Source organism: Clostridium sp. L2-50 (assembly GCF_000154245.1).
Lineage (GTDB): Bacteria > Bacillota > Clostridia > Lachnospirales > Lachnospiraceae > Coprococcus.
Window position 1 is genome coordinate 125,931 of sequence record NZ_DS480325.1, and the last position, 11,419, is coordinate 137,349.

General features: G+C 41.0%; 9 protein-coding genes. 7 read left to right on the forward strand and 2 right to left on the reverse strand.

Annotation, left to right across the window (positions count from 1 at the left end):
- The first annotated feature begins 595 nt into the window (after positions 1-595).
- Positions 596-835 carry a hypothetical protein gene (locus CLOL250_RS10815; protein WP_008402502.1) on the forward strand — a complete coding sequence of 80 codons (240 nt, stop codon included), beginning with the start codon at positions 596-598 and terminating at the stop codon, positions 833-835.
- A 574-nt stretch (positions 836-1,409) separates the two neighbouring features.
- Entirely contained in the window at positions 1,410-2,816 is a 1,407-nt protein-coding gene (locus CLOL250_RS10820; protein ID WP_008402503.1) for a lanthionine synthetase LanC family protein, read from the forward strand.
- A 26-nt stretch (positions 2,817-2,842) separates the two neighbouring features.
- Here CLOL250_RS10820 and CLOL250_RS10825 read toward each other — a convergent pair whose 3' ends face one another.
- On the reverse strand, positions 2,843-3,664 hold the full coding sequence (locus CLOL250_RS10825) for a MerR family transcriptional regulator (RefSeq protein WP_008402504.1): 822 nt from the start codon (positions 3,662-3,664) through the stop codon (positions 2,843-2,845).
- A gap of 110 nt (positions 3,665-3,774) precedes the next feature.
- Here CLOL250_RS10825 and CLOL250_RS10830 point away from each other — a divergent pair, with 110 nt between their 5' ends.
- Both CLOL250_RS10830 and CLOL250_RS13450 read left to right on the forward strand, forming a co-directional pair.
- Positions 3,775-5,115 (forward strand): MATE family efflux transporter, encoded by a 1,341-nt coding sequence (locus tag CLOL250_RS10830; RefSeq protein ID WP_044945984.1) that lies wholly within the window; start codon positions 3,775-3,777, stop codon positions 5,113-5,115.
- A gap of 157 nt (positions 5,116-5,272) precedes the next feature.
- Positions 5,273-6,646 carry a YARHG domain-containing protein gene (locus tag CLOL250_RS13450; RefSeq protein ID WP_274922280.1) on the forward strand — a complete coding sequence of 458 codons (1,374 nt, stop codon included), beginning with the start codon at positions 5,273-5,275 and terminating at the stop codon, positions 6,644-6,646.
- Here the strand turns inward: CLOL250_RS13450 and CLOL250_RS10840 are convergent.
- Positions 6,612-7,403, reverse strand: a complete 792-nt coding sequence (locus tag CLOL250_RS10840; protein WP_044945986.1) for an arginase family protein — start codon at positions 7,401-7,403, stop codon at positions 6,612-6,614. The genes CLOL250_RS13450 and CLOL250_RS10840 overlap by 35 nt on opposite strands.
- Positions 7,404-7,770: 367 nt before the next feature.
- Here CLOL250_RS10840 and CLOL250_RS10845 point away from each other — a divergent pair, with 367 nt between their 5' ends.
- The 3 genes from CLOL250_RS10845 (at position 7,771) to CLOL250_RS10855 (ending at position 11,096) form a co-directional block, all read left to right on the forward strand.
- Entirely contained in the window at positions 7,771-9,129 is a 1,359-nt protein-coding gene (locus tag CLOL250_RS10845) for an ATP-binding protein (protein WP_008402510.1), read from the forward strand.
- A gap of 88 nt (positions 9,130-9,217) precedes the next feature.
- Positions 9,218-9,487, forward strand: a complete 270-nt coding sequence (spoIIID, locus tag CLOL250_RS10850; RefSeq protein WP_021944681.1) for a sporulation transcriptional regulator SpoIIID — start codon at positions 9,218-9,220, stop codon at positions 9,485-9,487.
- 208 nt (positions 9,488-9,695) lie between these two features.
- Positions 9,696-11,096 (forward strand): DUF6034 family protein, encoded by a 1,401-nt coding sequence (locus CLOL250_RS10855; protein WP_008402512.1) that lies wholly within the window; start codon positions 9,696-9,698, stop codon positions 11,094-11,096.
- The last annotated feature ends 323 nt before the right edge of the window (positions 11,097-11,419 follow it).

Sequence of the window (11,419 nt, forward strand, 5' to 3'; positions counted from 1 at the left end):
CAGAATCGGTCAAAATAATCATAAATATTTCATTTTTAGTAAAATTTGTGCAAAAAGAACCATAAAACCCGGAAAACTTTATTTATTATGCAATATTTACAAATATGAAATGATTTGTTATCATAGCACCATAAGAGATGGACAGGAAATAAAAACGAACATCTTGAAAGAAGTTACTACAGTGTAGTAAGTAAAAAAAAGACAATTACTTAACATTTGAATAGATATGATGGAGGATTCCCAATGCACGAATTCGTATAATCCCTATATTACGATGTAATGTACCCCATAACCCCCAAACCCCCCCAAACCCCCCCTTTTTGGAATCCTCCATGACCTCTCCTTTAAGAATGAGCCTCAGTATTAATTACTGGGGCTCAAGCCCTTTCTATAATTAATTTCCCTAAAAATTTTTATTTATGATGTTTCTATACATAATTTCAATTTCCCCCAGGTTTTTATTTATGTTTAATTGATACAGCAGACGGAATGGTATAAATCGCTCTCTGGATGTCGATACTCTTTTATAAAGAAAGGAAACTGGAATGGCTTATATGCATGGTAGTTTCTTTTTGCATGAAAAGAGGAATGGGATATGTTATTTAATAGAAGAAACAGGACTGCAGATCAGGAATATCCGGGGATGCGCCAAAGCCGGAAGCATGGTGTGGATAAGAAGCGTCATTTGGGTAAACAGAAGAGCGTGGATGCGGTTCAGGCAGAGCTGATGGAGCATTATCAAGATTATATGGAAGAATTTGCGGATGAGCTGTCGGCGTTTGGGGTTGTGCAGGAGATGGAGAAGGACCGGGAGATGTTGGAGGATGAGCAGTAGTCCACCGGAATCCGTCAGAATCTACCAGAACCTCAACAGAGCTACACCGGAGTCCCGCCTTTGCTATTGTAGATGTCATGTTCGTACGGATACCTCATCTAGCTGCTCATCCCCTTGTAATTCATGCATTCGATTTCCTATAAAATACACCTGCCTGATTCGCATACGTTCCTGCGCAAACTCGCCTTCGGCTCAAACATGCGCCCACATATGCTGGCAAGCTGTATTTTATAACGGAAATCTTATTAATATTTATTACCGATGACAGACAGAGGGACATACATATGGAGAAATTATAAACATTCTATCAGCAGCAAGGACGGGATTCCGGTACAGTCTTTGATGAGATCATGATGTAGTTTTGATGGAATACTAGTTGAGCTTTGGACATATCGTGAGATTTTAAGGCTTGCTTAATTTGAAAATACATGTATAACATATCATATAGAAATACTAGGAAATAAAAGCGATGAAACAGGAATGGATGGAGAATGAGAAAATAAACAGCGAGATAAACTGGGACAGAGCGAGAAGGTTTTATAGGATATGATAAAGTTACAAAGGAGACGAAGATATGGCAAAGTTGATCACACCGGAGATTTTTCAGAAGAATACAGCAGAAGATTATTTAAAAGCGGCGATTGATACGGCGGAATGGATCGATACGTTGGCGATTAAGACGGAATATGGAAGAATCTGGCAGGCGTTGCCGGAAGGACAGGATGGATATCGGGAGGATGTTCCGTTATTTACGCCGAAGAGTATGTATGACGGTTCGGCAGGTATTGGTATTTTCTTTATTCGGCTGTATGAAGCAACCGGAGACACACGCTGGCTGACTGAGGCGGAGGAAGCGGCGGCGCATATCATTGCAACGAAGGTTGGAGTGGAATGGTATCAGACGACGCTTCATTCAGAAGTAAAGGGTATTATTCCGGTTCCGGGCTGGGCGGCAGGCCCTTATAATGGTCCGGTTGGTGAGGCATATTTCCTTGAAGACCTGTATCAGGTGACAGGAAAACAGGAATATCGGGATTATGTATTATATGTTGCGGATGTCCTGCTTGAAGCAGCAGTAACCGATGAGAGAGGACTGCATTGGAGTGATCAGGAGGATATCACCGCAGATGGCGGATTTATCGTATTCTTAGATATCCTTTATCGTAAGACCGGTATCAGGAAATATCTGGATACCGCATGTGCGGCTGCAGACCGGATCGCACAGGATGCCCTTCCTGCGCCAAATGGTGGAAAGTTCTGGAAGCTGCTTGATCTGTCGATGATCGATTTTGAGAAGGATACGACATTCCCGAACTGGTCACATGGAACGACTGGAACGGCATGGATGTTCGCAGCCTTATATCAGGATACAAAGAAAGAGGAATATCTGGAGCTGGCAAAGGAAGGCCTTACATACGCAATGAATATCGCAGTTGGAGATGAGACCGGACGACTGATCCCATATCAGGATCATCCGGTAACAGGTCCGACATATGACAAATATTACCTCAGTACATGTCATGGCCCGGTTGGAAGTACGCTGGCATTTCGTGAATTATATGAGATTACCGGAGAGGAGATCTACCGGAACTGGACGATCGAATTATCGCGTGGTATCGTCCGTGCCGGTGCGCCGGAGAAACATTCCTGGGGCTTCTGGAACTGCCAGTGCCAGTGCTGTGGAACAGCAGGTATTCTGGAGCATTTTGCTGCCATGTATGAATATACCGGGGAGAAAGAGTTCTATGATTATATGATCCGTACTGCTGATGTAATGCTTTCCGATTCAGATCACCGGACACCGGGACTCCGTACCTGGTATGACAGTTGGTGGAGAACGATCCCGACCAGAGTTGTCAGTTATCCGGGACTGTATGTCGGTGTGGCAGGCTGTGCATCCTCGCTGCTCCGTACCTATGCGGCGCTGACAGGTAAGAAGCTGACTAACCTGTACGAATATCATTTCTTTGAGAAGTTTTAAGCGGAACCCTTATATAAAAATGTAGATCATGCTTCTATGGCTACAGTGATCTCGGTAATGTAGTCTTGCGGGTCTTCGGCAGTGAAGCTGTCTATAACATTGTGCTCCAGATATTCAGAGGAAGTATGTATGTTGTGCTCATGTTTAAAGGTCATCAGGCGGTCGTAAGTATCGCCGATCGTATCCCAGTGACCGGTGTGGTAGGCGGTGAGATATTTTCCTGCAGGCAAGGTATGGACAGGAAGCCCGTAAGGCTTGTTATCTAACAACAGGGCGACATTATCATAGACAGCGTACTTATCTGATTCGATATGGGAAGCATGCTGGAAATATGCCATATCATAATCATTTTTAAAAGTAGAACCGACCGTTAGCAGAAGATTGATCAGGTCATCGGTTTTTCGATACAGTTCAGCATCTGTAGCGGTTGGTGCTTCTGCATAGAGATAGTAGCGTTCCGGGAAGTCAGCAATAAAGATGGCTGTCGGATCGATCTGCATAGCGAAATGGATCTTGCTCTTTTGCTGCGAGATCCATTTTTCCATGGAGCGTAATTTGGCAATCTCTGTATTGATCTGATGTTCACGTTCTTCTAATATATGGAGCATCTTTGCCGGATCACGGTTGGCAAGCTGCTGTTTGATCTCTTTTAACGGCATACCTAGGTCTTTTAATAGAAGGATGGTGTCAAGAATCTCAGTCTGATAGATCGAATAATAGCGGTAACCATTTGGCTGGGTGAGCTCCGGCTGAAATAAACCGATCTCATCATAATGAAACAGGGTTTCTTTTGTTATTCGCATGATCCTGGCGAACTCGCCGGTCGTCATATATATCTTTTTATTCATTTGAATTTCCTTTCATTTTCAAAATTACACTTGACTATAGGGTTACCCTATAGTATATGCTTGGCTTTGTCAATTAGAAAAGTGTTATAAAACGGAGAGGACTTGTTAAAATGGGTAAATCATTAAATCGTCGCATTACGCCATGGTCGCTGCTGAGTTTTGCGGCACCGTCAATCATCATGATGGTATTTATGTCGTTGTATACAATCGTGGATGGTATCTTTGTATCCCGATTTGTCGGAAGTAATGCATTATCATCGTTAAATATCGTATATCCCGTAGTAAATGTGGCAATCGCCATTGCCATGATGCTGGCATCGGGTGGAAATGCGATCATTAGCAAATATCTTGGAGAGGAAAATAAAAAGAGAGCATGTGAGAGCCTGACTCAGTTTGTCACGGTATGTATTCTGGTCAGTCTTGTGATCGTGGTGATCAGTCAGGTGTTCCTGACAGAGATATCCAGACTGCTGGGTTCCAATGAAGTGCTTCTGGCAGACTGTAAAAGTTATCTGGGAATGGTGAGCTTATTCATTCCTGCCTGTATGCTGCAAACGTTGTTTCAGATGTATCTGGTCACAGCGGGACGGCCAACGATGGGCTTGCTGCTTATGATCGGTGCAGGTATTGTAAATGCTGTTCTTGATTACGTATTGATCGTGATCTGTGATATGGGAGTTGCAGGTGCGGCACTTGCAACAGGAATCGGTCAGTGCATTCCCGCGATTGCCGGACTTGTATTTTTCATGTTCTCCAAAGGTGAGCTTCGGTTTACCGGATTCAAGCTTTCCTTGCGGGAGCTTGGACATGCCTGCTATAACGGTTCTTCAGAGATGGTATCAGAGCTTTCAAATTCTGTTGTAACGGTATTGTTCAATCTTGTTCTGATGCGGCTTGCAGGAGAAGCCGGAGTTGCGGCTATCTCAATTCTGCTGTATGGACAATTTTTATTCAATGCATTCTATTTGGGATTTACAATCGGGATCAGTCCGATCGTTGGGTTCCAGTATGGCGCAAAGGATAAGAAAAAACTTCGGAGTATTTATAAGATTGCGTTCCTTTTTGTGGCGGTATCGGCGGTTATTCTGACGGTTATTGCAGAGGTGCTTGCGACCTGGATCATTACGGTATTCACACATGACCCGGCAACATTTGAACTGGCGGAGATCGGATTCAAGATTTTTGCGATCAATTTCCTGTTCAGCGGGTTGAATATTACATCCTCCGGCTTCTTCACTGCCCTTTCAAATGGTAAGGTGTCGGCGATCATTTCATTCAGCCGGACATTTATCTTTACGGTGTTAAGTCTTCTGATCCTGCCGCATTTCCTTAAGATCTATGGAGCGTGGCTGGCTGTACCGATCGCGGAAGCGGTGACGCTTCTTGTGACTGTGCCGTTTCATAAGGTGTATTTTATTGGCAAGGGGGAGAAGAATTATTTGAGAGGATAGATGAATTCTTTTAGACAGTTGCTTTTTAGATTCGTATTGGTATTGTAGTTGATTCAGCATAATCTTTACACGCGGTTCCGATTCTGTTATAAATAAACTTGGAGAATTCAAATGGAATTTGAATGGTTGACTATATATGGAAGGGACAGGTGAAAATATGTTTTGTAGTAATTGTGGATGTGAATTACAGGATGGTTGGTCGGTGTGTCCGAATTGTGGTATGCGGATAGAAGAAGAGGGGCGGACTTCACAGATGAATGTGGGAACGAATCAATATGATCCGAATTCAGTACAGATGCAGGGGCAACCTTTACGATCGCAACCGCCACAGAAACCATCTTCGGGTGGTTTATCGGGATGGAAGAAATGGTTGTTGATCGTTGTGGGGATTGCTGTATTAACAGTGATTGTAGGATTTGTGGTTTATAAAGTCGAAAGCAAGTTATCTGATAATAGAAGAGATGCAGATAAGACTGTAGAGACCACGGAAGCGACGGAGCAGGAAGATACGCAGGTATCAACCGGGCAGGATACAGAAGTGACAACAGAGAGTGTAGTATCGGAGGAGTCAGATGATACGAAAGCGCCATATTCGGCAGATATGGTTGTAGATTCGAATATTTCTACCCAGGTTCAGTGTGAGGGCTATACGGCAGTATATCATTTACCTCATATCAATTATGAGGGAGATGCGTGTGGCAATGTGAATGAGCAGATCGAGAAGCTTGGAAAAAATTATATGAATGAGGATGGAAATGTCTGTATAGGAATCGGCTATAAATGGGCTGTGTATGGAGACATATTATCTCTGCTGGTATCGGTTGATTTTGACTGGGATGCGACGGAATACACGATCTACAACATCAATCTGAAAAAGGATGTCATGTTATCAGAGGACGATCTGCTTGGAGCAGTAAATCTGGATATTTCGGCATATGAAAGCGCGGTAAGAAATGCGTTGGATCAGTATTTCTGGTCATTATATGGCGAAGATAATAAATCAGATGAGGCGTTGAATGAGACTTATAATCAGACAATCGCAGATTCAAATATCAAGGATGCAGTACCTTATATCAATAAAGATGGCGTATTATGTGTCTCAGCGAAGATTTATTCTATCGCAGGTGCCAATTACTATTATCATATGGTAGAGGTACAGGAGCTTGAAGATTCCTGTACATTCAGCGGAGAAAGTGCAGAGTATGATTCAAATGCAAATGTAGATTACAGTGCAAATGAAATTCAGACTTCAGATGACTATATTCTGCCAAACAGTGATTCGGAATACATATCGGACAGTGATCTGGATGGTCTGACAGCAGATGAATGTCGTCTTGCGCTCAATGAAATATATGCTCGTCACGGAAGAAAGTTTAATGATCCGGATTACCGGGCATATTTCAATTCCAAGAGCTGGTACAATGGAACAATCGATCCGGATGATTTTGACGATACCGCTTTATTTAATAAATATGAGATTGCAAATAGAGACTATATCATCGACTATGAGAAGCGGATGGGATATAAGTAGAAATATGCGATCGGATGAAGTCCGCCAATTCATGATTTATCCGTTCGTTCTTTTCTTCGGCTTCCATATATTCCGGTAGTGGCAGATCCGGCTGACATTCACCGCAGATGTCGATGCCGCATATGGTTTCACGGCTTAAGATAATGCCAAGCAGATGTTCCAACATGTCAAGCGTCATGTTACCCTGATTCCAGTTGGTTTCCGTGAAACGAGTGGAGAGAACATCTTTATCAATAGAAATATAAAATGGAACACCTGAAAGGATGTCAGTTGATTTCCTTTGGGCAGTTCCATTTTTTAATTCTTCAGCGGAAAAAGTCAGAAGGCGATCTTTGCGTATCGCATCAATCTGAGAAATATCGGTTGCATCCGGTCCGATCAGAATTAACTGCTTCAGATTCGGATTCTGATCCAGAACAAGACCCGCCCAATCGCCACAGCTCATCATTTCGTTAACGAGTGGCTGCTGCATATCTGTATGGTGGTCGAATACTACGAGCGAGAATGGTTGTTTGATCTGGTCGGTGGTTATCTTTGTTATATAATGAAAATTTCCGGAATCAATAAAATGAATACCTTTAGTGCCATACGGCATGATTCGTTTCTGAATCTCGGCAGCAGCTTCATCTGAACAATACAGATCACAGCCATTGATGTCAGAGCAGTCGATCCAGTGAAACTGCGAGTTGTTCTTCATATTTTCATCACAGTATACATGTGTAAAATCCAGAATGTAGTTTTTTGGTTTGTTGTTCATTATCAAAACTTCTTTCTTCAATGCATTCCGCAAAATCAGCACCCTTGCAAGCAAGCGATTTTGCGTTCATTATATCGTGAGCATAGCTCGCTCAATGCATTCGAAAAATCGCCCTTGCAAGCAAGCGATTTTTCATCATTATATCATGTGCTTCGCACATTCTATGCATTCCGCAAAATCAGCATCCTTGCGAGCAAATAATTTTGCGTTCATTATATCATGGTTCATAAATAATGTACAAACCTTGTATAAACGGACAAAAATATAAAAATAACCTTGTATAAACGGACAAAAATGCAAAAATAACCTTGTATAAACGGACGAAGATATGGCATAATATATATGAAAATATGAAAGAAGGTGTAGAATGAGAAGAAAAATAAAAAATGATATTTTGAATTTTTTGAATCAGGATGCAAAAAAGAAGGCTTTGCTTGTTACTGGAGCCAGACAGATCGGTAAAACATATATAATTAGAGAATGTATAAAGGAAACCACAGCTTCTTTTGTTGAAATCAATTTTATTGAGAATAAAGAGGCAAAAAAATTATTTTCGGATTTTAAAAATACACGCGATTTTTTGCTCAGATTATCGGCATTTACAGAAGGTGAATTAATAAAAGGTGAAACGATTATTTTTTTGGATGAGGTACAGGAGTGTAAGGAGATAGTTACGGCGATAAAATTTTTGGTTGAAGAAGGAAATTATAAATATGTATTAAGTGGTTCTCTTCTTGGTGTTGAATTAAAGGATATTCGATCAATTCCTGTCGGATATTTGCAGGTTATAGAAATGTATCCTATGGATTTTGAAGAGTTCTGTATGGCAAACAATGTGAGCCAACGGATATTGGACTCATTAAAGGATTGCTTTATAAACAAAAAAGTCGTAGATGAAGTTGTACATGAAAAAATGTTGGAATTATTTCGCTTATATTTGATCGTTGGCGGAATGCCAGAGGTGGTTAAGCAATATATTGATACAAATAATCTTCAGAATGTTATTGATTTGCAAAGCCAGATTATAATGCAATATAAAAAAGATATTGCTAAGTATGATCCGGAAAGCAAGTTATATTTGGAAGACATATTTGATCTGATTCCAAGTGAATTGAACAATAAGAATAAACGATTTATTATGAAAAATCTTAATGAAAATTTTAAGCTTTCCAGATATGAGAATAGTTTTATATGGCTGAAGGATGCAGGGGTTGCGCTTCCGGTATTTTGTATATCGGAACCCATGTTACCGTTGCTTATATCCAAATCGACTAATTTATTTAAGTTGTTTCTTGCAGATGTAGGACTTCTTACAGCCATGTATGCAAATGGAATTCAAAAGAAAATGTTGATGAATGAGCTCAATATAAATTATGGTGCAATATATGAAAATGTTGTTGCACAGGAGTTAAAATGTCATGGATTTAATTTGTTTTATTATAACAATAATCGATCTGGAGAATTAGATTTTATTATCGAATATGAAGATTGCGTATTGCCTATTGAGATAAAATCAGGAAAAGATTATGAAAGACATGTGGCTCTTAATAATTGCATGAAAAATCCTAGATATAATATTCATGAGGCGTTTGTTTTCTGTAATGGTAATGTAAATAAAAAAGACAATATTATATATTATCCTATTTATATGGTAACATTTTTGAATAAGGAAAAAAAACTGGGAGATATGCTATATAAGCTTGATCTAAGCGCATTAATAGAATAAAAATAATTCTATGTTCATTCCATCAGATAGACATACACAAAAATTCCTCTGCATACATTGTAAAAATGAGATTTGCAGGGGAATTTTTTTGAGAGATTATATTGAAGAAAGAGCAGAAGAAATTGGACAATATATCGTGGAAAGCGGAGCGACTGTCCGGCAGACGGCAAAGAAATTCGGAGTAAGTAAAAGTACGGTACATAAAGATGTGACGGAACGGCTGGTGAAGATCAATCCATTTCTGGCGGCAAGGATCCGGGTCGTTTTGGATGTGAATAAAGCAGAGCGGCACATCAGGGGAGGAATGGCAACGAAAGAGAAATATCTGCATGAACGGGAAGAACAAGAGGTGCAATGAATAAAAATATTTGCATAGATCGGTATAAGGCGAAAAGATATGGAGTCAGAAGATGACATGATGACGCAGAGAGGCAATTTGAAAAAGATTGCTTCTCTTTTTTAGTTTACTTGTGTTATCAGATGAGATTGGTTAAAATGAAAAATAGATATAACGAGGAGAATGTACGAGAATAAGGGGTAAAAGATAGTTAACGGAGGCGATTACAATGAGACAGAAGTTATGGAGAAAGAAAAAGTTTGTGGTAATGGCAGCGGCATTTGCATGTATTGCAGCCTTGTCCGCGTGTGGAAAAAAGGATACCGATTATAATGTGGATGTAGGTAATGGAGATGGCGGAAGCGTTCAGAGTAAATATAGTATTCCGGAATCGTGTGATACCACATTTGACGCAGGATCGACCGGGCTTAAAGAGATCCGGTTGACAGATTCGGATATTACTGTGCCGAATACCGGTGCAATGTATGTAGCTCCGGTAAAGATGAAAGAGATCGATCCGGAATATCGAAAAAATCTGGTAGAAAAGTTATTTGACACAGATAAGGGTGTCTATGTCTATTATGATATGGAGAATATGGACAAGCTGTCAAAGGAGGATATTCAGGAATATATCGATCTGTACGAGCAGCAGAAAAAGGCAGATCCGTCAAATGCAGCGAATTATGATTCGGATATTGACCGTATGAACCGTTTGCTGCAAACGACATCAAAGCAGAGAGAAAATGCGGGAGATTATTCCGCAGATGAATATATGGGGACAGTTGGTGATCTGGAATACAGAATAAGTTTTCCTCAGGAAGGGGAAAATGATACTCTTTTTCGGATAAAGGAAGATCTTCTGCAGTATCGTCCGATGGAAGGTGCGACCGGTGTATTCACATCCAGCCTGGAAGAATACAATACCGGCTTGGGTGATGAATATGGAGAGTTGGAATCGGATATTAATGAATGTTCACTGTCGGTAGATGAGGCAAGGCAGATTGCTGAAGAATTTCTGTCAAAGATTGGCGGATCGGATGTGATTTTACAGAGTGAATCGGATCTGTGCTGGCTGTATCGGAACGATGGTTCGTCTGACCAGAATCTGCCGACGGTTGTAGATGGATATTCATTTGAATACATAAGATCGGTTATGGATCAGCCAGTGTCGGATGTAGCAGTCTGGACTGCTGATAATCTTCGTCAGGCAAATGGATTTGTGAATGTTCCGATCGAGAAATATACGATTCAGGTAGATGCAAATGGTGTGCTCGATGCTCTATGGAACAGTTATCTGGAAGCCGATGGTAGTGCGCAGGTGGTGGAGTTGTTATCCTTTGATGAGATGCTTAAGAAAGCAAATGAGTCGATAGCAGCGTATTATACCAAATATCCGACAGCATATAAGCAGATTGCATTTAACGATATTACGTTGTCTTACTATCTGAAACAGAAGGAAGATGGAAGCGGATTTGAATATGTTCCGGCTTGGATTCTTGCGGAATACGAAGACCCTGCAGATCACGAACTTCCGGAGCAGGTTGTAATTCTGGATGCCAGAGATGGCTCTGCCATCGACCTGATGAAGCTCGCCGAAGCAGTTGGTGGCATTTCCGGTGCAACCGACTGACTTTCTGAAAATTAAAAATTGCTCGATCAATGCCCGGTAGTTGGTGTTACATTAACGTGTTCCGGTTTCTATTCGGTTCGCACACTTATTTGCCAGCAGTCGCCCTAACTCGTCTTTACGGACTCAGACAAGGGCTTGGTGCTGGCAGGTAGTGCGAACCTCATTGCGAAATCCTCACAATGTTATTGTAATACCAACTACCGGGCATATTTTCGACCAATTTTTAATGTCTGCTAAACCAGCACCCGCATTCGCTGACAATATACACCTCCTGACGAAATGCTCGCTATGTTGCTGCAGAATAGACCATTGATATACAGCAG

Excerpts from the sequence above, each read along its gene's own strand:
- CLOL250_RS10815 (WP_008402502.1), top strand. The coding sequence starts at position 596 with ATGTTATTTAATAGAAGAAACAGGACTGCAGATCAGGAATATCCGGGG.
- CLOL250_RS10820 (WP_008402503.1), top strand. The coding sequence starts at position 1,410 with ATGGCAAAGTTGATCACACCGGAGATTTTTCAGAAGAATACAGCAGAA.
- CLOL250_RS10825 (WP_008402504.1), bottom strand. The coding sequence starts at position 3,664 with ATGAATAAAAAGATATATATGACGACCGGCGAGTTCGCCAGGATCATG.
- CLOL250_RS10830 (WP_044945984.1), top strand. The coding sequence starts at position 3,775 with ATGGGTAAATCATTAAATCGTCGCATTACGCCATGGTCGCTGCTGAGT.
- CLOL250_RS13450 (WP_274922280.1), top strand. The coding sequence starts at position 5,273 with ATGTTTTGTAGTAATTGTGGATGTGAATTACAGGATGGTTGGTCGGTG.
- CLOL250_RS10840 (WP_044945986.1), bottom strand. The coding sequence starts at position 7,403 with ATGAACAACAAACCAAAAAACTACATTCTGGATTTTACACATGTATAC.
- CLOL250_RS10845 (WP_008402510.1), top strand. The coding sequence starts at position 7,771 with ATGAGAAGAAAAATAAAAAATGATATTTTGAATTTTTTGAATCAGGAT.
- CLOL250_RS10855 (WP_008402512.1), top strand. The coding sequence starts at position 9,696 with ATGAGACAGAAGTTATGGAGAAAGAAAAAGTTTGTGGTAATGGCAGCG.